The organism is Amycolatopsis sp. EV170708-02-1, from assembly GCF_022479115.1.
Taxonomy (GTDB): domain Bacteria; phylum Actinomycetota; class Actinomycetes; order Mycobacteriales; family Pseudonocardiaceae; genus Amycolatopsis.
The window spans coordinates 1,074,839-1,097,781 of sequence record NZ_CP092497.1; the positions used below are offsets into that span (position 1 = coordinate 1,074,839).

Here is a 22,943-nt window from a genome sequence, read left to right on the forward strand (position 1 = left end):
ACCGTCAGCAACTCAGTTCTCCCGGTCCGGCTGCCAAGCGTCGCGCCTGGTCACCGTGATGTGCTGGACCCGCGAAGCTCCCATCGGCACATCTTCGGCCGCGGGCTCCTTCCGCGCAGGCTGGAACCCCGGCATGTGCACGCCCGCCTCGGGCTCCCACCGATCGGCGAGCACCGCCCGCAGTAAAGCGACGAGCTGCGCGGCCTGCTCCATCAGGCGGGCCACGAACTCGGGCCGTTCCCCTCGGAAGATCCCGACGATCGCGCAGAGCGGGCACCACCCGTCGGCGTCGTGGTCGGTGCAGCCGTGCCCGGCGGAGATCAGGCCCTCCAGCCACGGTGCGGCGTGCTCGACGACCAATTCGACCAGGAGGCGGATCTCTTCGGCCAGTTCGAGCGGCTTCGATCCGGTGTACTCGTTGTTCTCGCTCACCCGGGTCCCCGGTTCCCGGCCAGGCTCACGACCAGGCCGTGCGCGTCGGATTCCGCACCGGTGATCCGGCACGGGCGCAGCATCTCCGGCAGCGCGATCAGCCGCCGGAAACCGTCCACGGTGACGGCGAGATCATCGTCCACTCTGGCCAGGTCCACTTCGGAATCGCGGTGCAACGGCACCGCGACACGCAGCTCGTAGCCGTCGTCCGATTCGGCGACCTGCAGCAGCGGGGTGACACCTTTTTCGTTCCCTGCCAAGGGATCCAGCCCTTGATAGAGCTCGTACGCGATTTCCTGCAGCGCTTCGAGCCCCACCGGCTCGACGGCGCGGTGCTCGACGGGCTTCACCTGTCCGGGCCCGAAGCCCGCGTCGGCGAGTTCGGCGAGGACCGCGTTCTGCTGGGTGCGCCGGGTCCGCATCCACGTGGCCGCGGCGCCGCGCCAGAACCCGGGCGCGGGCATCAACCGGTTGACGATCAGGCCGTCGACCAGGATTCCGCGCAGGGCAAGGGAACTGAGCGTGCGGCGAGCTTCGGCGACGACGACGCGCTCCGGCGTCAGCACGAGCCGCACGGTGGTGGTGGCCGGGTCGGTCAGCAGCGTGCGCAGCGACTCCAGATGCGCGCCGAGCCGCCGCACCGCGGCCGCCGTCCGCCGCGCGCCGGGTTTGAACATCCTCGACAGATAGCCGGAGACGGCTTCGGGCAAAGCCAGCAGGCGCAGGGTTTCCGCGGTCGGACCGCAGTCGACGACGACCGTCTCCCAAGGACCGTGCTCGGCGAGCCGCTGGACCTCGGTGAGGGCGAGGAGTTCGTCGACGCCGGGCACCACGGTGAGTTCTTCGGCGTCGAGCGAGCCGAGGCCCACGCCCGCGAGCGCGGCCTGCAGTTCCCCCCGGAGCTCGCGCCAGGTGCTGTCGACGAGGCCGCGGGTGTCGATCTGGGCGGCGTGGAGCAGTCCCGACGTACTCCCTACCGCGGAGGGACCATCGGACACAGCGTCCACTTCGGACGGTTCGCCGCCGAGCGGGCGGCCGAAGGCGTCACCGAGGGAATGCGCCGGGTCGGTCGAGACCACGAGCGTCTTCCTGCCCCGCCCGGCCAGTGCCGCCGCCGTCGCCGCGGCCAGCGTGGTCTTGCCGACACCCCCCTTGCCGGTGAACAGCAGGATCCGCATGCCTACCCTTCGACTCAGGATGCTTCAGCGCGCTTCTTGAGCTCCTTGAGCGCGGTGTCCATGACCATCTTCTCGGCCTTGCGGCGCAGCAGCCCGATCATCGGCAGCGCCAGCTCGACGGACAGCGTATACGTCACCTTGGTGCGTCCGGCGCCCAGCGCTTCGAGCGCGTAGCGGCCGTTCTGCGCCTTCTGCATCTGCCCCTTGACCAGGTGCCAGCTGACTCCGTGGCCGTCGGCGTCCCAGTCGTACTCGAGGGTGTAGACGTCCTTGATGGGCCCGGCGTCGAGGGTGAGTTTCACCTGCTTGGCGCGGCCGTCGGCGTCCTCGCCGAGCACCTCGGTCTCCCGGACGGCCTTGGCCCATTCCGGGTACGCGGGAAAGTCGGCGATGACGGCCATGACCCGCTCGGGCTCGGCGTCGACCTCGATGGATTGCGTGGACTGCTCGGCCATGGAGTGAAGCCTAGAGCGTGTCGTGCGGTTCCCGGGCGGGCGGGTGACCACACGCGCGCGTTTCTTTGCGCCGAAGGCCCGGATTCGAGGAGGCGGGCCGCCGATCGACGTAAAGCGACATCGCGGCTGAGCCTCGGCCCGGCTGCTCGAATCCGGCAGCGCGCGCCCGAGGATCAGCACCTAGCCGGAGCCGAGCGTCACCAGCGCAGCACGTACGGCTGCGCGGTCTCTTTGAAGTGACCGACGTTACGGCATTCGGTCCTGCCGAGCCTCGTCCTCGGGGTCAGCGGCTGGTGGACGTGCCCGAAGACCGACCAGCGCGGCCGCTGTTCGCGGATGAGGTCCACCAGCGCCGCCGAGCCGATCTCGGAGCGCCGCGCGATCACGTCGTAGGTCAGCTCCGGGACGGCGGGCGGGATGTGGGTGCACAGGACGTCGACGTTCTCCAGCCCGGCGACCGCGACGTCGTACTCCTCGCGGGTGCGCAGGTACGGCCGCCAGAAACCGTTGCGGCGCGGGACCACGTTCGGCGGGAGGAGCGCGCCGCCGATGAAGCCGAACCGCAGGCCGCCGAACTCGGCGACCTCGCCGTCGAGGACGGTGATGCCGTCGCCGGCGAACTCGGGCCACAGCGAGGGGTCGTCGACGTTGCCGGGGGTCGCGAACGTCGGCGCGGTCAACGCGCCGAACAGGACGCCGTACTGGTCGTGGATCGCCTCGCCGACGGCGGCGGCGGGATCGGCCAATGTGGCCCACAACGATCGCGAGAAGGCAACGGTCTCATCACGAGTGCCCTCACGCCGCAGGCGCGCGAACTCGCCGACCTTCTCGGCGCCGAACAGCGCGCCCATGATGCCCTTGTCGTGCTCGCGGTAGTCGACGAAGTCCAGCAGGTCGCCCAGGACGATCAACGCGTCGGCGCCGTCACCCGCGCGTTTGAGCGCGTCGGCGTTGCCGTGCACGTCCGACACCACGTGAACCCGCATGCTCTCCCCTACTCGGCCCGGGGACCGACCCCGGGCTCGCGCCCGTCCTCCAGGACCTCCTTGAGCCCGAGCGCGATCGCCTTGGCGGCGCGGGCGCGGCGGTCGAACTCGCGGCGCAGTTCCCGCGGTGCCAGGCCGATCGGCTCCCCGTCGGGGCCGGCGGGGGTGGCGCGCAGGAAGTAGTGCAGCAAGGTGCCGTCGAGCACCGGCTCGAGCCAGACCTCCATGGTACCGATCAAGGCACCCCGCACGGTCCAGCGCAATCCTTGGTCCCCGCGGTCGGTGTAGACCTCCAGGACGAGGTCCGGCCAATAACGTGACCAAGATCGCGGATCCGCGAAAGCGGCGGCCACGGTGGAGGGCGGGACCACGAGGAAGGTCTCGTCGACGATGTCGAGAGCTGGCGGCGCCTGGTTCACAACGGCAGAATGTCATGCCCTGGGTATGGCCGATTCGTCAGCATGGTCTTAAGGTGCACGGCACGCTAAGTTGACTGGCGGGTAACACCGGTCACACCACTTGCACGCGAACACGGAGGTTCCTCGTGCGCGAATACAGCGCCCCCGCCGCCAATCCGGTGACCGACGACGAGAATCTCGCCGACGTCGTCTGGGCGAACGCCGAGCGGTTCTCCGATGTGGTGAGTTTCCGCCGCCAGGTCGACGGTACCTGGTTGGACGTCACCGCCAAAGACTTCGCCGCCCAGGTTCTGGCCGTGGCCAAGGGAATGGCCCAGGCGGGTATCGCACCGGGCGACCGGGTCGGGCTCATGTCCAAGACCCGCTACGAATGGACCCTGATCGACTTCGCGATCTGGGCCGCCGGCGCGGTCACCGTCCCGATCTACGACACGTCGTCGGCCGAGCAGGTCCACTGGATCCTCTCGGACTCGGCCGCGAAGGCCGTCTTCGTCGAGACCGACGACCACGTCGCGACGCTGGAGACCGTCAAGGGCCGTCTCGACGCGCTGGAGCACACCTGGCAGATCGAGGCGGGCGCCGTCGACCAGCTCACCACGCAGGGCGCCGACCTGAGCGACGACGACCTGCACGAGCGCCGCCGCACGGTGAAGGCGGGCGATCTGGCCACGATCGTGTACACCTCGGGCACGACCGGCCGCCCCAAGGGTGTCGAGCTCACCCACCGGAACCTCCTCGCCGAGATCCGCGCCGACATCGCCGCGTTCCCGCAGCTGATGGAGCAGGGCAACTCGCTACTGGTGTTCCTGCCGCTCGCGCACGTCCTCGCCCGCGCCATCGCGGTGACCGCGCTCAGCGCTCGGGTGACGCTCGGGCACACGTCGGACGTCAAGAACCTCGTCGCCGACCTCGGCACCTTCCGGCCGACCTTCGTCGTCGCCGTGCCGCGCGTGTTCGAGAAGGTCTACAACGGCGCCAAGCAGAAGGCGCACGGCGACGGCAAGGGCAAGATCTTCGACGCCGCCGAAGCCACCGCGGTCGCGTACAGCCAGGCTCAGGACACCGGCGGCGCCGGGCTGGGCCTGAAGGTCAAGCACGCGCTGTTCGACAAGCTCGTGTTCAGCAAGCTGCGTGCGGCCCTCGGCGGCCGGTGCGTCGCCGCGGTGTCCGGCGGTGCCCCGCTCGGTGTGCGGCTGGCGCACTTCTTCCGCGGCATCGGCGTCCCGGTGTTCGAGGGCTACGGCCTGACCGAGACCTCCGCCGCGGCCTGCGTCGGCACCCAGAACGGCTTCCGCGTCGGCACGGTGGGCCGCCCGGTCGCCGGCACTTCGGTCCGCATCGCCGACGACGGCGAGATCCTGCTCAAGGGCGACGTCGTGTTCGGCGGCTACTTCAACAACGCCGAAGCGACCGCCGAAGCGCTGGAGGACGGCTGGTTCCACACCGGCGACCTCGGCGAGCTGGACGACGACGGCTTCCTGAAGATCACCGGGCGCAAGAAGGAGATCATCGTCACGGCGGGCGGCAAGAACGTCGCCCCGTCCGGGCTCGAGGACACCATCAAGGCCAGCCCGCTGGTCAGCCAGGCGATGGTCGTCGGCGACCAGCGGCCCTTCATCGGCGCGCTGATCACCATCGACGAGGAGTACTTCCCGTCGTGGAAGTCGCAGCACGGCAAGCCCGCCGACGCGTCGGTGTCCGATCTGGCCGACGACGCCGAACTGCGCGCCGAGATCCAGACGGCCGTCGATCAGGCCAACAGCGCGGTGTCGCAGGCCGAAGCGATCAAGAAGTTCACGATCCTCTCGAAGGACTTCACCGAAGCGGGCGGGGAGATCACGCCGAGCCTGAAGCTGAAGCGCAACATCGTGAACAAGAACTACGCGACCGACATCGAAGCCCTGTACAAGAAGTAGCTTTTCGCGCGCTCCAGGCAGAGCAATCGTCCATTGTGGACATTTCTGCCCTGAAGGTGGCCTTCAGGACAGTCGCCCCGGGCGCTGTCGCCGTGAGGGCCTCCTTCCCTACCCTGAAGGTAGTGAAGGAGGCCCTCACGGGCACTCGCGGTCGGTCGGCTAAACGCGAATGGTCTCGTCCCAGTCGATGTGGTGCCGGTACAGCCAGTTCCGGTCCCGGTCGGAGTTCACCCCCGACGACACCGCCGCGCTGCTCGCCACCAGCTCCTCCACCCGCGCCCGCCGCAGCCGCTCATAGGCCGCGAAAGCCGTTGGCGCGTCGGGAAGATCCCGCAGACACTGCGCCAGCACGACACTGTCCTCCAGCGCCATCGACGCGCCCTGTCCCGCGGCGGGCGAGGCCGCGTGCGCCGCGTCGCCGACGAGCACCATCGACGCGTTGGACCACACCGGCGTCGAGGGCACGTCGTAGGAATGGCCGCCGAACACGTCGTCGCCCGTCGACGCGATGATTTCCGCGGCGGGCAACGGTTCCCCGTCGAAAGCGGCGAAAGCGGCCGAGCGCCATTCGGCCGGCGAAAGGCCGGAGCGCACGCCTTCGGCCGTGGGAAGCCGCGCGAACCAGTACGTCACGCCGTCGGGCGTGCTCGTGTAGCCGAAGAAGGCGTGCAAGCTCTGGATCATCCGATAGAGGGACGGCGCCTGCGGGATACCCGGGTCGGTCGTGTAGCCGTAAACGACGTCGAGGCCCGTCGAGCGCGGCGGCGGGCAGTCCGGGTCGATGATCGTCCGGACGACCGAGCGCAGGCCGTCGGCGCCGATCAGGATGTCGCCCTCGGCCACGGAACCGTCCTCGAAGCGAGCGACCCCCGGCGAGGCTGAAACCAGCCGTTTCCCGCGTTCGAAGGTGATCCCGCGTGAGATCGCCTCCTCCTGCAGCGCGCGGTAAAGCGACGCCCGCGTCATCGTGCGCGGCCCGGCGAGGCCCTCGATGTCGAAGGAACGTCGTTCGACCGTCCGTCCGTCCGGCGTCACGAGTTCCAGACCCGCCGCGCTGAAGGAGTTGCCGATCACCGGCCCGTCGGCATCGATGGCGCGCAGGGCGTCCATGCCGTTGTGCATGATCGTCAGGAACGCGCCCGCGTCCTCGCCGCCGGACGGGTACGCCTCGTGGACGCTCGCCTCGATCCCCGCCCGCCGCAACGCCATCGCGGTCACCGTGCCCGAGACGCCGCCGCCGATGATCACTGCCTTCACCGCGAACCCCCTCCTCGTGTCGCCGGCCCCCGACGGTACCGGGAAACGGCGACACGGCAGAGGAGGATCACGCGCCGCCGCTGGCCACGATGTCGCCGTTGACGCCCTTGGGGAAGAACCCGCCCTCCTTCACCGCGCCCGCGTTCAGGTAGACGACGTTCAGCACCCGGTCGGCGCTCCGGCCGAAGCAGATGCCGTTCTGGTCGGCCGGCACGATGTTGGCCTGGTTGCCGAGCAGGATGCCCTGGTCGTCGTCTCCGGGACCGTCGAGGGCGTCGCGCGCGTTGGAGATCTTGGCGGCCGCGTCGCCGAGTTCCCGGTCGAACAGCGCGGTCCGGATGGTGGCGGCGTGGTAGGCCTCGGCGGCCAGGATGCCGGCGGCCGCGTCGAGGAACGTCTTGTTGGTGATCAGCGGGGCGGCGCCCTTGTAGGCCGTCACGCCGACGTCCTCGAACAGGAACGCCGCGAGCAGGAAGTTCTTCTCGTTGGCGAACGGGTCGAACTGCTGGTACTCGCTGATCAGCCCGGCGGCACGGGCGGCGGCGGTGAAGCTGTTCTTGAGGTCGATCTCGGGCCGCGACACCGCCGCCTCACCCAGCGCACCGCGCAGGAACTTGACGTGCGCGACCTCGTCGCCCGCGATCTCCTTCGCGAACTGGTGCAGCGCCTTGTCGTGGAACATCACCTTCTTGCCGCCGGCGACCCCGCCCTGGGTGCCGGCGCCACCGGTGAGGTCGTCCGGCAGCCCGCGGCCGTGGACGGCGAAGGAGTAGAACTCGGCTTCGAGGTACTCCAGGTTGAGCGCGAAGTTGAGGACGGCCGCGTCGCTGGGCGCGTCCGCGGCGGCGGCCTCACCCGTCGCGGACGCGGATGAAGTGGCCTGAACCCCGAGGTAGGTCGCGCCGACGACACCGAGCCCCGCCGCGCCCGCGGCCTTCAGGAACCGGCGGCGGTCCGTGCGGTTCTCGGCGCTGCGGGAGATCAGGGTACGAACGAAGGGCTTTCCGAACACGAGTGGTTCCTCTCGTCTTTGCGGTGCACACCCACCCACTCGGACGTTCGGAACCACTCGCGGCCCGGATTGGAGAAGATCTCGGACTTGTTTTCGGGACAGGGCAGACGTGTCACGGACGATGTCGCGTGACCGAATGGCCGACACACGTGATCAGACGGACGACACGCGTGTCCAGAGGGACGGATCGGGGCGCGACCCCGGCCGTGCGCGTGCCGTCCGGCCAGTCACGCGTGTCGTCCGTCTGATCACGCGTGCCCGCCGGAGCGGTACCCCGGCGGGTCACGTCGCGAAAGTGGCTTTCGCGACATGCCCTCTGCCTGGGCCTCGGACTTAGTCCTTCGTCGCCGCGGCAAGGCGAACGCAGACGGCGAGGCCGCGGATGGCCTCTTCCACCTCGGCCAGCTCGGGGTACGTCGGCGCGATGCGGATGACGGCGTCCTCGGGGTCGTCGCCGTACGGGTGGGTCGCGCCGGCCGGGGTCAGGGCGATACCCGCCTCCTTGGCCAGCCGCACGACCTCCTTGGCGGTCCCGGACGGCACGGTCAGCGAGATGAAGTACCCGCCGGTCGGCTTGGTCCAGGACGCGAGGCCCGATTCGCCCAGTTCCTTGGTGAGGATCTCGTCGACGGCCGCGAACTTCGGCCCGATGAGCTCGGCGTGCTTGCGCATGTGCTCGCGGACGCCGTCCTCGTCGCGCAGGAACTGCGCGTGGCGGAGCTGGTTGACCTTGTCCGGGCCGATGGTCCGCTTGCCGATGAGGCCGGTCCACCAGGCCAGGTTCGCCTCGGAGGCGCCGAAGAAGCCGACACCGCCACCCGCGTAGGTGACCTTCGAGGTGGAGCCGAAGACGAACACGCGGTCGGCGTTGCCCGCCTCGGTGGCCAGCGCGAGCAGGTCCGCCAGGTGCGCCTCTTCGTCGGTGAGGTGGTGCACGGCGTAGGCGTTGTCCCAGAAGATCCGGAAGTCCGGGGCGGCCGTGACCATCGTCGCCAGGCGGCGCACGGTGTCGTCGCTGTAGGTGACGCCGGTCGGGTTGCTGTACTTCGGCACGCACCAGATGCCCTTGATCGCGGCGTCCTCGGCGACGAGACGCTCGACGAAGCCCATGTTCGGGCCGGTTTCGGTGAGCGGCACCTGGATCAGCTCGATCCCGAAGCGCTCCGCCAGCGCGAAGTGCCGGTCGTAGCCCGGCACGGGGCACAGGAACTTGACGCTCGGCTCGTCGGCCCAGCGGCGCTCGGCGCCGGGGAGCTTGCTGAGGAAGGCCTGCACGATCGAGTCGTGCATGAGCTCCAGGCTGGAGTTGCCCGCGGCCAGCAGCTGCTCGGCCGGGACCTGCAGCGGCCCGGCGAAGATGCGGCGGAGCTCGGGCAGGCCCTTGAGGCCGCCGTAGTTGCGGACGTCCGTGCCGTCCTCGGCCTTGCGCACGTCTCCGGGGAGGGCGAGCAGCCCGTCGGCGAGGTCCAGCTGGCGAGGGGACGGCTTGCCGCGGGTGATGTCCAGGGAGAGGCCACGGTCGACGAGGGCCGCGTAGTCGCGGCGGGCGCTCTCGACATCGACAGGTGCAGTGGTCATGCCTAACGCTAAACCCGGTGGCGATCCGGCGTGAGACGAGGGTGGCCCTCGGCCCGCGCGCGCAAGATCCGATAACGGTTCCGGTGCGTTTTTCAGCACTCGTAACGAGGCCAAATCCCCTATTGGCCCGGCACCGTTTCCCGCATTCTCGGCGCACGAGGAAAAGGGGAGAAAAATGGGAGCGAAGAAATGGGCGGCGGCGACGCTGATGACGGCGGGCGCGCTGGCCGCGTGCGCGGTCCCGAATCAGGGAACGGCGACTCCGGCCGTCGCGGTGGCCGCTCCGCCGAACACGATCGTGATCCAGCCGCCCGCGGTCGCCGCCCCGCCGCAGACGGTTTATGTCGCACCCTCGGTTCCCGTGGCGCAAACGGTGATCGCCTTCTACGACGCGATCAACCGGCGTGATTTCCCCACCGCGTGGAATCTCGGCGGGCAACGACTGGCGAAAGGCGGCACTTTTGCGTCCTGGGCCAGTGGATACGCGACGACTTCCTGGACCGTCGTCACCGTGCGGAACGTACGCGGGAACACCGTCCACGTCGATCTTTCGGCCCGGCAGACCGATGGGTCACTCCGCACTTTTTCCGGTTCTTACACCGTTTCCGGCGGCACGATCACCGGCGCGAACATGAAACGCGTCTCCTGATCACAGCGGGATGAGCTGGGAGATCTTCCACCGTCCGTCGACGCGCTGCGCGATGACCGAAAGCTGGGACACCGTCGACTGCGGCGCCCCGCCACCGGCGGTCATCGTCTGCTGGTCGAGGAACAGCAGCACCTCGGCCTGGTCGCCGCGCAGGGACCGCACGCCCAGTGACCGCACCGTCGTCGTGCGCACCAGCTTCCCTTCCTCGGCCCGCTTCCGCGCCGACGCGAACTGGTCCCGGTACTGCCCGGTCGCCTCGCCGGTCAGCACGTCGGCGGCGGCCCGCTCGGTCCGCGCGAGGTTGCTGTAGTCGTAGGAGAACACCGCCTTCACCCCGGCGCCGACCTGGTCCGCGACCTCGGCCGTGGCGGCCTGGTCCACCAGCGCCGCGTTGCCGTCCGAGCCCAGCGAGGACGCCTGGAGGCCGAACCACACCGCGCAGCCGCCGGCCAGCACGATGATCGCGATCAGGAGCCGCGGGACACGCCCGGTCATGAGCCCGCCGCCTGGACCGCGCTGACCTTCCAGCCGTCCGCGACGCGCTGGTAGTCCACCGTCAGCCTGCTCACCTTCGGCGCGGCCGACCCGCCGCCGGTGCTGACCCGTACGTCCAGCACGGCCATCAGGCGCGCCGTCCCGGCGACGGCGTCGAGCTCGGTGACCGCGGCCTGCTTGAGCTTGGCGGTGGCGACGGTCTTGCTCGCGGTCGCCCGGTCGATCTGGATCTGCCGGTCGCCGGTGAGGTCCTTGCCGAGCCGTCCGGTGGTGACGCCGAGCCAGCGGTCGACGTCCTTCGCGCCGCTGCGGTAGTCGATCGTGTTGAGCACCTCCAGCTGGCCGGACGCGGCGGCGAGGACGGCCTCGCGTTCGCGGCCCCTGGCCAGGCCGTCGTCGCCCGCGGCACGCCACCACGACCAGCCGAACCAGGCGGCCGCGAGGACCGCCAGCGCGGCCACGACGGTGAGGGCGCGGGTGAGCATCACTTCCCGCCCAGCAACGCGCCGAGCCCGCCGGGCGCGGACCCGGAGAGCAGGCTCAGCACACCCGGCAGCTGAGCAGATTCCGCCGCCTGCGGGGTCTGCTTCGGCCGCTCCGGAACCGCGGGCGGCTTTCCGGCGTACGGAGCGTTTTGCGAGCCGCGCACGCCGGTGGGGCTTCCCGGCGGCTCGGCGCAGTACGCCTGGGTGTTCACCGGCGCTTCGGTGGTGTCGTTGGCGGGACGCTGCTTCGTGCCCTCGTAGCCCTTCGTGCACGAGACCGGGTCGAAGAAGTTGAACACCACGCCGAGGTGACCGGTGCCGTCCGGCGACGTCGAACGCGAGAACGCCGAGATGATCGGGTACGCGACCAGGAGTTCCTCGATGGCGTCGGTGCGGGCGGAGGTGATCTGGGCGGTCGTGAGCGTGTTCGCGAACAGCACCCCGAGGTCGGTCCCGGACACCGCGAGCACGTCGCTGATCTGGCGGCTCAGCTTCGGCGCCTCGTCGATCACGCGCCGCAGGTCCGGGTCGGACGTCTTCAGCTGCGCGGCGATCGTCTTGAGCCCGCTGGAGAACTGGGTGATGTTGTCCGCCTGCCGCCGCTGCGTGTCCAGCACCGTCCGCGAGTTGGCGAGCAGGCCCTGGGTGTCGGGCAGGTACTGCGTCGCGGTCGCGGTGAGCGAACCGGTGCTGTTCAGCAGCTGCCGCAGATCCGGGCCGGCGTTCGCGAACGCCTCGTAGGTCTCGTCGACCACGGTCCGCAACGATTCCGGCTTCACACTCGACACCAGTTTGTCCAAATTGGACAGCACGGTGTCCGGGGCGAGCGGGATCGAGGTCTTGTCGCGTTTGATGACCGAACCCTCGGTGAGGTACGGCCCGTTTTCGTGCATGGGCAGCAGATCGACGTATTGCTCCCCCACCGCCGACCGGTTCGCGACCGCGGCCTTGGTGTCCGCGGGGATCTTCGGCGCGTCCGAATCGATGTCGAGACCGAGGTCGATGCCGTGCTCGGTGAGCGTCATCGACGCGACCTTGCCGACCGCGACGCCGCGATAGGAGACCTCGGCGTTGACGAAGATCCCGCCGGAGTCCACGAGCTGCGCGGTGACGAGGTAGCCGCGGGTGCCGAAGAGCCGGTCCAGCCCGGCGTAGTTGCCACCCGCGTAGACGACCGAAACCACCGCGATGACGACGAACACCGCCAGCTGGATCCTGATCTTGCGCGTGATCACCGGCCACCTCCCAGCAGCGGCCCGAGGATCCCGCCGAGCACGCCGCCCAGCGCGTCCCCTTGGGCAGCCGGAGGCGCTTGCGGGAGATCACCGGGCAACGGCAACACCGGCGGGGCCGCACCGTTGTTGAACGGGATCGCCCCGGGCGTGCCGGTGCCCTGGGTGCCCGGCAGCTGGATGATCGGTTGCGACGAGTTGTTCATGTTCTCCAGGAACGTGTCCAGCTTCAGATCGATCTTGGCCTCGACGTTCGCGTAGTCGCCCTTGATCACGTTGCCCGCGTAGTCCGGGAACGGATACGTGAGCAGGATCCGCAGCGCCGTCGGCAGGTCCTGGCCCGCCTCGGTCAGCTTCTTCAGCGTGGGCTGCAACGCGCGCAGGTTCGCGACCAGCTTGTCCTTGCTCGCGTTGATCGTCTCGGTCGCGACCCCGGACAGCGTGTTCAGCGACTGCAGCATGCCGACGAGCTGATCCCGCTGCTCGGTCACGACCTTGAGCCCCGGCGAGAGGTTGTCGAGCGCGTTCGTGATGTTCTGTGTCTGGCCGACCAGGGTCTTGGACAGTTTGTCGAGACCGTCGATCGCACGCAGGATCTCGCCCTTGTGCCCGTCGAGTTCCGTGGCGAGCTTGTCCACTTGGGACAGCAGGGAGCGGACCTCGGCCTCGTTGCCGGTGAGCGCCTCGTTGAGCTCGTGGCTGATCTTCTGGATCTGCTCGACGCCGCCGCCGTTGAGCAGCAGGGAAAGCGCGCCGAGGACCTCTTCGACCTCGGGGTTGCGGTTCGTGCGGTCCAGCGGGATCTTCGCGCCCTCGGCGAGCGCTCCCTCGGGCTTCTCCGGGGCGTGCAGATCGACGAACTTCTCTCCGAGCAGGCTCGACTGCCGCAGCTCGGCACGCGCGTTCGCGGGCAGCGCGATGTCGCCGTTGACGACCATGCTCACCCATGCCGAACGGGTGTCCGGCGCGAGATCGATCTTCTCGACGCGGCCGACCGGGACGTCGTTGACCTTCACGCTCGCCTGCGGCACGAGGTCCAGGACGTCGGAAAACTGCGCGGAGAGCCGGTACGGGTGATCGCCGAGATCCGCGCCACCCGGCAACGGAGTGTTGTACAGCCCCGAAAAACCGCCGTCACTGCAGCCGGCGAGCACGAGGACGCCCGCCATCACTCCCGCGATCTTCTGCCGTTGCCGCCTCATTTCGGGATCCCCTTGGTCATGACGTCGACGAGCGGGAGCGGCAGCGGCGGCAGTTCGCCACTCTGCAGCGAGGCCAGGACCTGCGGGACCGACGGGAGCTTCAGCGTGCCGTCGAGGACGGGCGCGAGCTGCTTGCAGATGTTGCCCAGCGCGTCCGGGATCGGTTTCGGCGTGCTGGCGCTGATCAGGCGGCAGACGGTCAGGATCGGCGGGTGGGTCAGCTCGTTCAGGTTGTCGCGCACCGCGATCGTGCCGGACGCGGCGTCGTAGGAGTTGATGAAGTTGGTCGCCCCGGTCGGCGCGATGTCGATCACCTCGGCGAGCGAGGCCCGCTGGTCCACGAGCACCTTCGTCAGCCCGGCCAGCTTGTCCACATTGGACGAGAGCAGGTCCTTGTTCTCCGCGACGAACTTCTCGACGTCGCCCATCGCCGTCGCCAGGGAGCTCAGCGCGCCGCCCACGTCCGCGGAGTCCGCGGCCAAGAACCCGCTCACGTCCGCCGCCCGGCGGTAGAACTCGTTGAGCTGCTTGTCGCTTTCGGCCAGCGCGCCGGTGAAGGAGTTCAGGTTCTGCACGGTGGTGAACAGGTCGCCTTTGGAGCTGTCCAGGGTCTTGGCCAGTTCGGACAGCCGCGTCACCGTGGTGTTGAGGTTCTTCCCGTTGCCGGCGAGGTTCGCCGCCGCGGTGTCGAGCACGTCGGAGAGCGCGCCGTTCTTGTTGGCGCCGTTGGGGCCGAGGCTGGTCGAGAGCTTGTCGAGGCTCGTGTAGAGGTCGTCGAGTTCGGCGGGTGTCGCGGTCTTCTCCTTGGCGATCACCGTGTCCGTCGCCATTTCGGGGCCGCTTTCGTAAGCCGGGGTCAGCTGGACGTAGCGGTCGCTGACCAGGCTCGGCGCTACGACGACGGCGCCCGCGTCGGCCGGGATCGGGGTGTCGCCGTCGATCCGCATGTCGACCCGGACCGCCTCGCCCTGCGGGGTCACGCCGGTGATCTCCCCGACCTTCACCCCGAGCACCCGGACCGACGAACCCGCGTAGAGCCCGACGGTCTTGCCGAAGTAGGCGCTGATCCTGGTCCCGCCCGGTTCCTTGAACACCAGCCACAGCCCGGCGGTCAGGAGCAGCACGAGGACGCAGGCGAACGCCACCCAGTTGTACAGCGTGCGGGTCCGGGTGCTCATCGTCCGCCCACCCCCTGGTTCGGCGCAGCGATCGGCGGGGTGCAGCCCTCCGGGTTCACCTGGAACGCGCCCGCGATGATCGTCGGCGGCAGCAGGCCGCACAGATAGCCCTCGAACCAGCGTCCGTTGCCGGTCGCGTTGGCCCCGACGCGGGCGAACGGCGCCATCAGCGCGAGGCTGCGGCTGAGGTTGTCCTGGTTGCGCTGCAGGATGTCGGTGACCTTGCCGAGTTTCTCCAGTGTCGGCTTCAGCTGTTGCCGGTTGTCGGCGACGAGACCGGACAGCTGCGCGGAAACCTGTTGCGTGCCCTTGAGCAAGGTGCTGATCGCGTCCTTCCGGTTCTGCAGTTCGGCGAGCAGGAGGTTGCCGTCGTCGAGGATCCGTTTCAGCTGCGCGTTGCGATCGGACAGCGTCTTGGACACCTTGCTCGTGTTGGCCAGCAACGTCTTCAGCTCACCGTCGCGGGAGGACACCGTCTTGGACAGGGAGGAAAGCCCGCCGAGGGCGTCCTTGAGGTACTGCGGGCTGTCCTTGAGCGCGTCGGAGAGGACGGTGAAACTCGTCGCCAGCTGCGCGGTGTCGATGTCGCCGACCGTGCCCGAAAGCTCCTGGAACGCGTCCTGCAGCTCGAACGGTGTCCGCGTGCGGTCGAGCCCGATGGTGGTGTTCGGGTCCTGGTTCCCCTTGCCTTTCGGGGTGAGCGCGAGGAACTTCTCGCCCAGCAGCGTCTTGATCTCGATCGACGCGGCGGTCGCGTCGCCGACCCGGACGTCCTTGACGCGGAACTTCACAAGCACCTTCTTGCCCGCCAGTTCCACCGAGCTGACCTGCCCGACCTTGACCCCGGCGACCTGGACCTCGTTGTCCGGCGCCAGCCCGGCCGACTCGCCGAAGTACGCCGAGTACGTCGTCCCGCTGCCGAACAACGGGATCCGGTCGGAGAAGTAGGTCGTCGCCGTGATCAGCACGATCAGGATCAGCGTCACGCCGCCGACCACGGCCTGGTTGCGTTCCTTGAGCGGCTTCACGGCCCGCACCTCTCCGGTCGCTGCGTGCCGGGCAGCGGCGTGATCGGCAGTTCGATGTCGAGCGACTTGATGCCGATGCTGCCGGAGATCCCGCACAGGTAGTAGTTGAACCAGCTGCCGTAGCTCAGCGTCCTGGTGAACTTCTGCAGGTTGCCCGGCAGCACCTGCAGGAGATGGTCGAGCAGCTGTTCCGAATCGCCGAGGTTCTGCGACAGCGCGCCGAGCTGCGCGACGTCGTCCTTGATCGCGGGCCGCGCGTCGGCGAGCAGGCCGGTCGTGGCGACGGTGAGGTCGCCGAGTGCCTTGACCGCCTCCCCGATCGGCTGCCGCTGCTCGGAAAGCCCCGTGACCAGCCGCTGGGTCTGATCGATCAGCTCGCCCAGCTGCGGCGAGCGTTGCTCGACCGTGCCCAGCACGGTGTTGAGGTTCGCGATGACCTCACCGATGATCTTGTCCTTGCCCGCGATGGCCGACGTGACCGACGCGGTGTGCGCGAGCAGGCTGGTGATCGTGCCGCCCTCGCCCTGGAAGACCTGGATGATCTCGTAGGACAGTTTGTTGACGTCCTCGGGGTTCAGCGCGCGGAAGAGCGGCTTGAACCCGTTGAAGAGCACCGTCAGGTTCAGCGCCGGCTTGGTGCGCTCGGGCGGGATGACCCCGCCGCGGGGCAACGACTTCTCGTCCCCGATATCCGTGCCGAGCGAGAGATACCGCTGCCCGACGAGGTTGCGGTACTTGATGGTCGCGGTCACCGACGCGGGCAGCCGGTGCGAGGTCTGGACGTCGAAATGGACCTGGGCGAAATTCCGCTCGCCCTCCTCGACCTCGATCTTGCCGACCTGGCCGACCTTCACGCCGACGATGCGGACGTCGTCGCCCTCCTTCAGGCCGGACGCGTCGGTGAACTTGGCCGTGTAGCCCGAGGTCTCGCCGAAGTTGGTGTTCGCGATGGTGGCGCCGAGGATCGCGGTGAGCAGCACCGTGACGACCGCGAAGACGAGGATCTTGACCAGATCCGGGACGAAGGACCTCATCGGGTGCCCCTCCCTTCCCGGGGGCTGAAGGACGCTTTCACCGCATGCGACGTGGTGAAAGCTCCCTTCACCGCGTGGCATGCGGTGAAGGACGCTTTCAGCCCGGCCCGGCCCGAGCTCGGCTGAGTCCTCATCGCAGCTCCACCTCCGCCCCGCGGTACAGCGGCCCCACCAGCAGGCTGCCCCAGTTCGGCACCTGGTCCGGCGGCGTGCCCATGGCCGGCGACACGAGCAGATCGATCAGCCGCTGCTCGTCCGGCGAGTTCACCACCGAACCACCCGCACCCCCGCCCGCGGGAATGGTCCCGTCCGAAGGCAGGGTGCCGTCGGGGTCGCGCGGCGGCGCGGGCTTCGACGATCCGTCGTCGATGGCGCCGTCCGGCGGATACTGGGGCCAGCGGCCCGGCGGCGGGAGCTCCGGATAGCACCGCGGCCCGCGTTTGTCGTTGTACTTCGGCTCGTCGACCCCGGGCAGGTACTTGCCCCGGCTCGGCGTGAACTCGATCGTCACCCGGCTGACCTCGGGATGCGCGGTGCCCTTGCCGAACGCGAGTTCCGCGCGCGGCACCGATCCGGCGAGCTGTTTGAGCAGGCACGGGTACTCCGGCGCGTATTTCGCGAGGACGTCCAAAGTGGGCTGCAGGTTCGTGGTGAGGCGGATCAGGTTGTCCTGGTTCACTTTCAGGAAGCTCGTCAGGTCGATCGACGCCGCCGTCACCGTCGAGTAGACGTCGGCGAGGCCGCGCTGGCTCTCCACCAGGGTCTTGCTCGTGGTGGTCAGATCCGAGAGCGCGGCCAGCAGATCCGGCGCGGCCTTGTCGTAGATCTTGGCGGCGTCGGCGACTCCGGTGATGTCGGCCTTGAGGTCGGGCAGCGACGGGTTCACCTTGCCGAGGTAGTCCGAAAGCCCCGCCATCGTCGCGCCGAGCTGTTTGCCCTGACCGTCCAAAGCGGACGCGACGGCGTTGAGCGTGCTGGCCATCTTCTCCGGCTGGACGGCCTGCAGCAACGGCATCACGTTGCCGAGCACGGTTTCCAGCTCGATCGCGCTGCTGCTGCGGTCCTGCGGGATCACGTCGCCCTCGGCGATGTGGCGCTCGGGTTTCTCGGGGATCTGCAAGGCGACGTACCGCTCGCCGAACAGCGTCTTCGGCAGCAGCCGCGCGGACACGTTCGACGGGATGACCGGCGTCTTGTCCGGCTGCAGCGCCAGATCCATCGTCGCGCGATCCCCGTGGGCCTGGATCGACCGCACCTCGCCGACGACCATCCCGCGCACCTTGACGTCCGCGCCCGCCCGCATCTGGTTGCCGATGCGGTCGGTCTCCAGTTTCACCAGCGTCACCGACGTGAAGGCCTTCTGGTAGAAGGCGATGGTGGTGACGAAGAACAGCACGACCACCACGAGGAAGATCAGGCCCAGCACCTGGTGCCGGAGCCGCTGCAGCAGAATCCTCCTGTTCACCCGGAAATCCTCACTGTCGTGGTGGCGCCCCAGATCGCGAGGCTCAGGAAGAAGTCGAGCACCGAGATCAGCACGATCGACGTCCGCACCGCGCGGCCGACCGCGACACCGACCCCGGCGGGCCCACCGCTGGCGGTATAGCCGTAGTAGCAATGCGACAGGATGACCAGCACGCTGAAGATGATCACCTTGAGGAACGACCAGAGCACGTCCTCGGGTGGCAGGAACAGCGTGAAGTAGTGGTCGTAGGTGCCCGCGGACTGGCCGTAGAGCCAGATGGTGATCTGCCGCGAGGCGAGATAGGACGAGAGCAGGCCGACGGCGTAGAGCGGGATGACCGCGGTGACACCGGCGATCACCCGCGTCGTCACCAGGTACGGCATGCTCGGCACACCCATCACTTCGAGCGCGTCGATCTCCTCGGAGATCTTCATCGCGCCCAGTTGCGCGGTGAACCCGCAGCCGACGGTGGCCGAAAGCGCGAGCCCGGCCGAAAGCGGCGCCACCTCGCGGGTGTTGAAGTAGGCCGAGATGAACCCGGTGAGCGCGGCGGTGCCGAGCTGGTTCAGCGCCGAATACCCCTGCAGGCCGACGATGAGACCGGTGAACAGCGTCATCCCGATCATCACGCCGAGCGTCCCGCCGATCACCGCGAGCGCGCCGGTGCCGAAGCTGACTTCGGTCAGCAGGCGGAAGATCTCCCGGCCGTAGCGCCGGATCGTGCGCGGGGTCCAGGCCAGCGCGCGGAAGTAGAACGACAGCTGGCCGCCGAAGCCTTCCAGCATCGCACCGGGACGCGCGATGATCTCGAGCGTCCGGTCGGAGACAGCGGGTTCGCCTGCCATGTCACATCGCCTTCGGCGGCACGATCCGCAGGTAGATCGCCGTCAGCACGACATTGATCAGGAACAGCAGCAGGAACGTGATGACCACGGCCTGGTTCACCGCGTCGCCGACGCCCTTCGGCCCGCCCGCCGGGTTCAGCCCGCGGAACGCCGCGACCACCCCGGCGACGAAACCGTAGAGGAGCGCCTTGATCTCGCTGATCCACAGATCCGGCACCTGCGCGAGCGCGTTGAAGCTCGCGAGGTACGCGCCCGGGGTGCCGCCCTGCATGACGACGTTGAAGAAGTAGCCGCCGAGCACGCCGACGACGCTGACCAAACCGTTCAGCAGCACCGAAACCACGATCGCGGCGAGGACGCGGGGCACGATCAGGCGCTGGATCGGGTTGACCCCGAGTACCTCCATCGCGTCGATCTCTTCGCGGATCTTGCGGGCGCCGATGTCGGCACAGACGGCGCTGCCGCCGGCGCCGGCCACCAGCAGCGCGGTGATCAGCGGGCTCGCCTGCTGGACGATCGCGAGGGCGCTGGCGGCGCCGGTGAACGACTGCGCGCCGATCTGCTGCGTCAGCGAGCCCAGCTGCAGGGCGATGACCGCGCCGAACGGGATCGCCACGAGTGCCGTCGGCAGGATGGTGACACTGGCGAAGAACCAGCACTGCTGGATCCATTCGCGGAACTGGAACGGGCGTTTGAAGATCGCGCGCAGGACTTCCCACGACAGCGTCGCCAGCCTGCCGACCTGTGTGAGCGCACCCGTACCGGGGACGGACACCGTCGCTCCCACAGAACCTCCCAGTCGCCTGCCCCGAGTCTTACTCCACCTGTCAACGCCCCATTGCGTTAGCGGTGTTCACTTTGCTCTCGGCACCTCCGCGTCAGAACTTGAGAGCGTGCGTCGCGGTCGCGCCGCCGTCGGCGACGAACTCCGCGCCCGTGCTGTACGAACTTTCGTCACTGGCCAGGAACAACACGAGTTTCGCGATGTCCTCCGGCTGCCCGACGCGGCCGAGGGCGACCTTCTTGCCCACCCACGACATGTCGACTTTCTGCCCGCCCGCGGCGGCGGCGACCATCGGGGTGTCGATCGCGCCGGGGTGGACCGAATTGACCCGGATGTTCTTCGCGCCGAGTTCGAGCGCGGCGACCTTCGTCATCCCGCGGATCGCGAACTTGCTCGCGGTGTAGGCGACGAGGAACGGCATCCCGGCGAGCCCCTCCACTGAGGACACGTTGACGATGGAGCCGCCTCCGGCCCCGGTCATCGGTTCAACGACCGAACGCATCCCGAGAAACGCCCCGATCTGGTTGACCCGGATGACGCGTTCGTAGTCGGCGAGCGTGGTCTTGCCCAGTTCCGAGAAGTGCAGGATGCCCGCGTTGTTCACCAGCACGGTCGGCGGGCCGAACTCCGCGCGGGTGCGCTCGATCGCGGCGTCCCATTCGGCCTCGTCACCGACGTCGAGGTGCTGGTAGACGGCCGATTCGCCGAGTTCCGTGGCGAGCTTCTTGCCGTCGAGGTCGTTGATGTCGGCGATCACCACGCGCGCGCCCTCGGCGACGAACAGCCGCGCGGCCGCCTCGCCCTGCCCGCGGGCGCCGCCGGTGATCAGCGCTACCTTGCCGTCGAGCCTGCCCATCGTCTATCTCCTCCGGTTCACGGCAGCGACATGATCTCGGACGCGGAGAACATCCGTTCCGGATCGCGGTCGGCGAAGTAGCCGCCCACGCTGGTGGCGAGTTCTTCGGGGGTCCAGGTGCCGTTGGCGGTGTCGAACCGCTGTTCCACCGACGGTGGCCGCATCAGCGCGACCATCCCGCCGTAGACGAGGAACACCTGGCCGTTGACGCGATCGGCGTCCGGCGAGCAGAGGAAGGACACGAACGGCGCGACGTGGTCCACCGAAAGCGGGTCGATCCCCTCCGGCGCGTCGGCGCCGAAGACGCCTTCGGTCATCGCCGTGCGGGCACGCGGGCAGATCGCGTTGGCGCGGACGCCGTAACGGGACAGGCCGCGCGCGGTGGAGACGGTGAGCGCTGCGATGCCCGCCTTGGCCGCGCCGTAGTTCGGCTGGCCGGGAGCGCCGAGCAGGAACGACTCCGACGCGGTGTTGACCACCCGGCCGTACACCGGCGCGCCGTCCACTTTGGACTTGTCGCGCCAGTACGCCCCCGCGTTGCGAGAAAGCAGGAAATGCCCGCGCAGGTGGACGCGGAGCACCGTGTCCCATTCGTCGTCGGTCATCGAGAAGAGCATCCGGTCGCGCAGCACGCCCGCGTTGTTGACCAGGACGTGCAGCCCGCCGAAGTGGTCGACGGCGGCGGTGAGCAGCGCGTCCGCGGTCGAGGACTCCGACACGTCGCCGGTGACCGCGATGGCCTTGCCGCCCTCGGCCTCGATCTCGTCGGCCACCGCCCGCGCCGCGGCCGACACGTCGTTGACCACCACCGACGCCCCCGCGGCGGCCAGCGCCAGCGCCTCGGCCCGGCCGAGTCCCGCGCCGGCGCCGGTCACGATGGCCGTCTTGCCGTCCAAACTCACTCCGGGCCTCCTTGTCTCTTCCCACACACTAGAATCTGTTCTTGCTCGATGCAAGCGGCAAATAAACGGTGCTAACCGCGTATGAGCAGGGCGTTTTTCGGACAGCTCGCCACGGCTTGAGTAACACGTTCTACCTGATTCTGCGGAACTTCGTCCGACGCGAGGACAAGCTCCTCGTCGTCGTCGAGATCGAAGACCTCGGGCGCGAAGCCGACACAGATCGCGTTCGCCTCGCAGAGCGAGCGGTCGACGTCGATCTCCATATTCCCTCCTCGCCGCCATACCTGGTACAACTAGAACAGGTTCTACCTTAGCGCCGCGAGCGGCCATGGCACCAGTAACGAGCACCGACGGCAGAGGTGACGGATGCGGATCGACTACACGCCGGAGCAGCGGGCACTGGCAGGCGAACTCCGGGAGTACTTCGCCGGGCTGATGACCCCGGAACGCCGCGAAGCCCTCGCAGGCGACGGCGGCGAATACGGCAACGGCCTGGTGTACAAGGAGATCGTTCGCGACCTCGGCAGTTCGGGCTGGCTCGCGATCGGCTGGCCCCGCGAGTACGGCGGGCAGGACCGGCCGATGCTCGACCAGCTCATCTTCACCGACGAGGCGGCCGCGGCCGGGGTGCCCGTCCCGTTCCTCACGGTGAACACCGTCGGGCCGACCATCATGCGCTACGGCACCGAAGAACAGAAGGCGTTCTACCTGCCGAAGATCGCCGCGGGTGAGCTGCATTTCGCGATCGGCTACTCCGAGCCGGGCGCGGGCACCGACCTGGCGGCCCTGCGCACCCGCGCGATCCGCGACGGCGACGACTACGTCATCAACGGCCAGAAGATGTGGACGAGCCTGATCGAATACGCCGACTACATCTGGCTGGCCGCCCGCACCGACCCCGAGGCGCATCGGCACAAGGGCCTGAGCATGCTGATCGTGCCGACCTCGGCCCCCGGTTTCTCCTGGACGAAGGTGCACACCGTCGCCGGCCCGGGCACGAGCGCGACCTACTACGACGACGTCCGCGTCCCGGTGACCTCCCGGGTCGCCGGGGAGAACGAGGGCTGGCCGCTCATCACGAACCAGCTCAACCACGAGCGGGTCGCGCTGACCTCGGCCGCGCCGATCCAGACGTCGCTGCGCGAGGTGCGGACCTGGGCGCAGACCACGAAGCTGCCCGACGGCACCCGCGTCGCCGACCAGCCGTGGGTGCGGCTGCACCTGGCGCGGATCCACACGCACGCCGAGTACCTCAAACTGCGGAACTGGCGGATCGCCTGGGCCGCCGCGAGCAGCGAGCTGGGCCCCGAAGAGGCGTCGGCGACCAAGGTGTTCGGCACGGAGTTCGCGACCGAGGCCTACCGGCTGATGATGGAGATCCTCGGCGCGGGCGCGGTGGTCCGCGAGGGCTCCCCCGGCGCCCAGCTGCGCGGCCGGATCGAACGGCTGCACCGCTCGTCGCTGATCCTCACCTTCGGCGGCGGCGCCAACGAGATCCAGCGGGACATGATCGCCGCGACCGCCCTCGGCCTGCCCGTCACGCGCTAGGAGATAT

Annotated in this window: 24 protein-coding genes; 3 read left to right on the forward strand and 21 right to left on the reverse strand. The window is 68.9% G+C overall.

The annotated features are described in order from the left end of the window. Positions 1–12: 12 nt before the first annotated feature. The 5 genes from MJQ72_RS04770 to MJQ72_RS04790 form a co-directional block, all read right to left on the reverse strand. Complete coding sequence (locus tag MJQ72_RS04770) at positions 13–432, reverse strand: hypothetical protein (RefSeq protein WP_063275077.1); 420 nt, start codon at positions 430–432, stop codon at positions 13–15. Continuing rightward, the gene (locus tag MJQ72_RS04775) at positions 429–1,610 is read right to left on the reverse strand and encodes an ArsA family ATPase (protein WP_240597933.1); all 1,182 of its coding nucleotides are present in this window, start codon (positions 1,608–1,610) and stop codon (positions 429–431) included. Before MJQ72_RS04775 ends, MJQ72_RS04770 begins: the two co-directional genes overlap by 4 nt. A 14-nt stretch (positions 1,611–1,624) precedes the next feature. Further along, entirely contained in the window at positions 1,625–2,065 is a 441-nt protein-coding gene (locus tag MJQ72_RS04780) for an SRPBCC family protein (RefSeq protein ID WP_125688204.1), read from the reverse strand. 197 nt (positions 2,066–2,262) lie between these two features. Beyond that, the gene (locus MJQ72_RS04785) at positions 2,263–3,051 is read right to left on the reverse strand and encodes a metallophosphoesterase (RefSeq protein ID WP_038516186.1); all 789 of its coding nucleotides are present in this window, start codon (positions 3,049–3,051) and stop codon (positions 2,263–2,265) included. An 8-nt stretch (positions 3,052–3,059) separates the two neighbouring features. Then, positions 3,060–3,470 carry a polyketide cyclase / dehydrase and lipid transport gene (locus MJQ72_RS04790; protein ID WP_072028015.1) on the reverse strand — a complete coding sequence of 137 codons (411 nt, stop codon included), beginning with the start codon at positions 3,468–3,470 and terminating at the stop codon, positions 3,060–3,062. A 125-nt stretch (positions 3,471–3,595) separates the two neighbouring features. Here MJQ72_RS04790 and MJQ72_RS04795 point away from each other — a divergent pair, with 125 nt between their 5' ends. Then, positions 3,596–5,386 carry a long-chain fatty acid--CoA ligase gene (locus MJQ72_RS04795; protein WP_240597934.1) on the forward strand — a complete coding sequence of 597 codons (1,791 nt, stop codon included), beginning with the start codon at positions 3,596–3,598 and terminating at the stop codon, positions 5,384–5,386. Positions 5,387–5,545: 159 nt separating this feature from the next. Here MJQ72_RS04795 and MJQ72_RS04800 read toward each other — a convergent pair whose 3' ends face one another. The 3 genes from MJQ72_RS04800 to MJQ72_RS04810 form a co-directional block, all read right to left on the reverse strand. Next, complete coding sequence (locus MJQ72_RS04800; protein ID WP_240597935.1) at positions 5,546–6,643, reverse strand: NAD(P)/FAD-dependent oxidoreductase; 1,098 nt, start codon at positions 6,641–6,643, stop codon at positions 5,546–5,548. A gap of 67 nt (positions 6,644–6,710) precedes the next feature. Beyond that, positions 6,711–7,655: a ferritin-like domain-containing protein gene (locus tag MJQ72_RS04805; RefSeq protein ID WP_240597936.1), complete on the reverse strand. Its 945-nt coding sequence runs from the start codon at positions 7,653–7,655 to the stop codon at positions 6,711–6,713. A 333-nt stretch (positions 7,656–7,988) separates the two neighbouring features. Then, the gene (locus MJQ72_RS04810) at positions 7,989–9,233 is read right to left on the reverse strand and encodes an aminotransferase class I/II-fold pyridoxal phosphate-dependent enzyme (protein WP_240597937.1); all 1,245 of its coding nucleotides are present in this window, start codon (positions 9,231–9,233) and stop codon (positions 7,989–7,991) included. A gap of 175 nt (positions 9,234–9,408) precedes the next feature. On the opposite strand from MJQ72_RS04810, the gene MJQ72_RS04815 reads away from it, so the two are divergent. Continuing rightward, positions 9,409–9,882, forward strand: coding sequence for a hypothetical protein (locus MJQ72_RS04815; RefSeq protein ID WP_240597938.1), 474 nt, complete (start codon positions 9,409–9,411; stop codon positions 9,880–9,882). Here the strand turns inward: MJQ72_RS04815 and MJQ72_RS04820 are convergent, their stop codons facing one another. From MJQ72_RS04820 to MJQ72_RS04880, 13 genes are all read right to left on the reverse strand, one after another. Then, positions 9,883–10,377 (reverse strand): hypothetical protein, encoded by a 495-nt coding sequence (locus tag MJQ72_RS04820; protein ID WP_240597939.1) that lies wholly within the window; start codon positions 10,375–10,377, stop codon positions 9,883–9,885. Next, the gene (locus tag MJQ72_RS04825) at positions 10,374–10,862 is read right to left on the reverse strand and encodes a hypothetical protein (protein WP_240597940.1); all 489 of its coding nucleotides are present in this window, start codon (positions 10,860–10,862) and stop codon (positions 10,374–10,376) included. Before MJQ72_RS04825 ends, MJQ72_RS04820 begins: the two co-directional genes overlap by 4 nt. After that, positions 10,862–12,097, reverse strand: a complete 1,236-nt coding sequence (locus MJQ72_RS04830) for an MCE family protein (RefSeq protein ID WP_240597941.1) — start codon at positions 12,095–12,097, stop codon at positions 10,862–10,864. The genes MJQ72_RS04825 and MJQ72_RS04830 overlap by 1 nt, the downstream gene beginning before the upstream one ends. Beyond that, on the reverse strand, positions 12,094–13,296 hold the full coding sequence (locus MJQ72_RS04835; RefSeq protein ID WP_240597942.1) for an MCE family protein: 1,203 nt from the start codon (positions 13,294–13,296) through the stop codon (positions 12,094–12,096). The genes MJQ72_RS04830 and MJQ72_RS04835 overlap by 4 nt, the downstream gene beginning before the upstream one ends. Beyond that, positions 13,293–14,474, reverse strand: a complete 1,182-nt coding sequence (locus tag MJQ72_RS04840) for an MCE family protein (protein WP_240597943.1) — start codon at positions 14,472–14,474, stop codon at positions 13,293–13,295. Before MJQ72_RS04840 ends, MJQ72_RS04835 begins: the two co-directional genes overlap by 4 nt. Further along, the gene (locus tag MJQ72_RS04845) at positions 14,471–15,502 is read right to left on the reverse strand and encodes an MCE family protein (RefSeq protein ID WP_240597944.1); all 1,032 of its coding nucleotides are present in this window, start codon (positions 15,500–15,502) and stop codon (positions 14,471–14,473) included. The genes MJQ72_RS04840 and MJQ72_RS04845 overlap by 4 nt, the downstream gene beginning before the upstream one ends. Then, positions 15,499–16,536, reverse strand: coding sequence for an MCE family protein (locus MJQ72_RS04850; RefSeq protein WP_240597945.1), 1,038 nt, complete (start codon positions 16,534–16,536; stop codon positions 15,499–15,501). The genes MJQ72_RS04845 and MJQ72_RS04850 overlap by 4 nt, the downstream gene beginning before the upstream one ends. Positions 16,537–16,666: 130 nt before the next feature. Continuing rightward, a complete protein-coding gene (locus MJQ72_RS04855; RefSeq protein ID WP_240597946.1) occupies positions 16,667–18,001 on the reverse strand; it encodes an MCE family protein in 1,335 nt (444 codons plus the stop codon). Next, positions 17,998–18,846, reverse strand: a complete 849-nt coding sequence (locus tag MJQ72_RS04860; RefSeq protein WP_016332769.1) for an ABC transporter permease — start codon at positions 18,844–18,846, stop codon at positions 17,998–18,000. Before MJQ72_RS04860 ends, MJQ72_RS04855 begins: the two co-directional genes overlap by 4 nt. Before the next feature lies 1 nt (position 18,847). Then, positions 18,848–19,633, reverse strand: coding sequence for an ABC transporter permease (locus MJQ72_RS04865; RefSeq protein WP_125675589.1), 786 nt, complete (start codon positions 19,631–19,633; stop codon positions 18,848–18,850). A 91-nt stretch (positions 19,634–19,724) separates the two neighbouring features. Further along, positions 19,725–20,486 (reverse strand): glucose 1-dehydrogenase, encoded by a 762-nt coding sequence (locus MJQ72_RS04870; protein WP_240597947.1) that lies wholly within the window; start codon positions 20,484–20,486, stop codon positions 19,725–19,727. Between the two features lie 17 nt (positions 20,487–20,503). Continuing rightward, positions 20,504–21,388, reverse strand: a complete 885-nt coding sequence (locus tag MJQ72_RS04875) for a 3-oxoacyl-ACP reductase (RefSeq protein WP_240597948.1) — start codon at positions 21,386–21,388, stop codon at positions 20,504–20,506. A 71-nt stretch (positions 21,389–21,459) separates the two neighbouring features. Then, complete coding sequence (locus MJQ72_RS04880; protein ID WP_038516236.1) at positions 21,460–21,651, reverse strand: ferredoxin; 192 nt, start codon at positions 21,649–21,651, stop codon at positions 21,460–21,462. Positions 21,652–21,754: 103 nt separating this feature from the next. Here MJQ72_RS04880 and MJQ72_RS04885 point away from each other — a divergent pair, with 103 nt between their 5' ends. Continuing rightward, positions 21,755–22,936 carry an acyl-CoA dehydrogenase family protein gene (locus MJQ72_RS04885; RefSeq protein WP_240597949.1) on the forward strand — a complete coding sequence of 394 codons (1,182 nt, stop codon included), beginning with the start codon at positions 21,755–21,757 and terminating at the stop codon, positions 22,934–22,936. The last annotated feature ends 7 nt before the right edge of the window (positions 22,937–22,943 follow it).

Coding starts and splice junctions, on each gene's coding strand:
- MJQ72_RS04810 (WP_240597937.1), bottom strand. CDS start 9,233: ATGACCACTGCACCTGTCGATGTCGAGAGCGCCCGCCGCGACTACGCG.
- MJQ72_RS04850 (WP_240597945.1), bottom strand. CDS start 16,536: ATGAGGTCCTTCGTCCCGGATCTGGTCAAGATCCTCGTCTTCGCGGTC.
- MJQ72_RS04820 (WP_240597939.1), bottom strand. CDS start 10,377: ATGACCGGGCGTGTCCCGCGGCTCCTGATCGCGATCATCGTGCTGGCC.
- MJQ72_RS04780 (WP_125688204.1), bottom strand. CDS start 2,065: ATGGCCGAGCAGTCCACGCAATCCATCGAGGTCGACGCCGAGCCCGAG.
- MJQ72_RS04840 (WP_240597943.1), bottom strand. CDS start 14,474: ATGAGCACCCGGACCCGCACGCTGTACAACTGGGTGGCGTTCGCCTGC.
- MJQ72_RS04870 (WP_240597947.1), bottom strand. CDS start 20,486: ATGGGCAGGCTCGACGGCAAGGTAGCGCTGATCACCGGCGGCGCCCGC.
- MJQ72_RS04775 (WP_240597933.1), bottom strand. CDS start 1,610: ATGCGGATCCTGCTGTTCACCGGCAAGGGGGGTGTCGGCAAGACCACG.
- MJQ72_RS04885 (WP_240597949.1), top strand. CDS start 21,755: ATGCGGATCGACTACACGCCGGAGCAGCGGGCACTGGCAGGCGAACTC.
- MJQ72_RS04880 (WP_038516236.1), bottom strand. CDS start 21,651: ATGGAGATCGACGTCGACCGCTCGCTCTGCGAGGCGAACGCGATCTGT.
- MJQ72_RS04815 (WP_240597938.1), top strand. CDS start 9,409: ATGGGAGCGAAGAAATGGGCGGCGGCGACGCTGATGACGGCGGGCGCG.
- MJQ72_RS04785 (WP_038516186.1), bottom strand. CDS start 3,051: ATGCGGGTTCACGTGGTGTCGGACGTGCACGGCAACGCCGACGCGCTC.
- MJQ72_RS04825 (WP_240597940.1), bottom strand. CDS start 10,862: ATGCTCACCCGCGCCCTCACCGTCGTGGCCGCGCTGGCGGTCCTCGCG.
- MJQ72_RS04860 (WP_016332769.1), bottom strand. CDS start 18,846: ATGGCAGGCGAACCCGCTGTCTCCGACCGGACGCTCGAGATCATCGCG.
- MJQ72_RS04835 (WP_240597942.1), bottom strand. CDS start 13,296: ATGAGGCGGCAACGGCAGAAGATCGCGGGAGTGATGGCGGGCGTCCTC.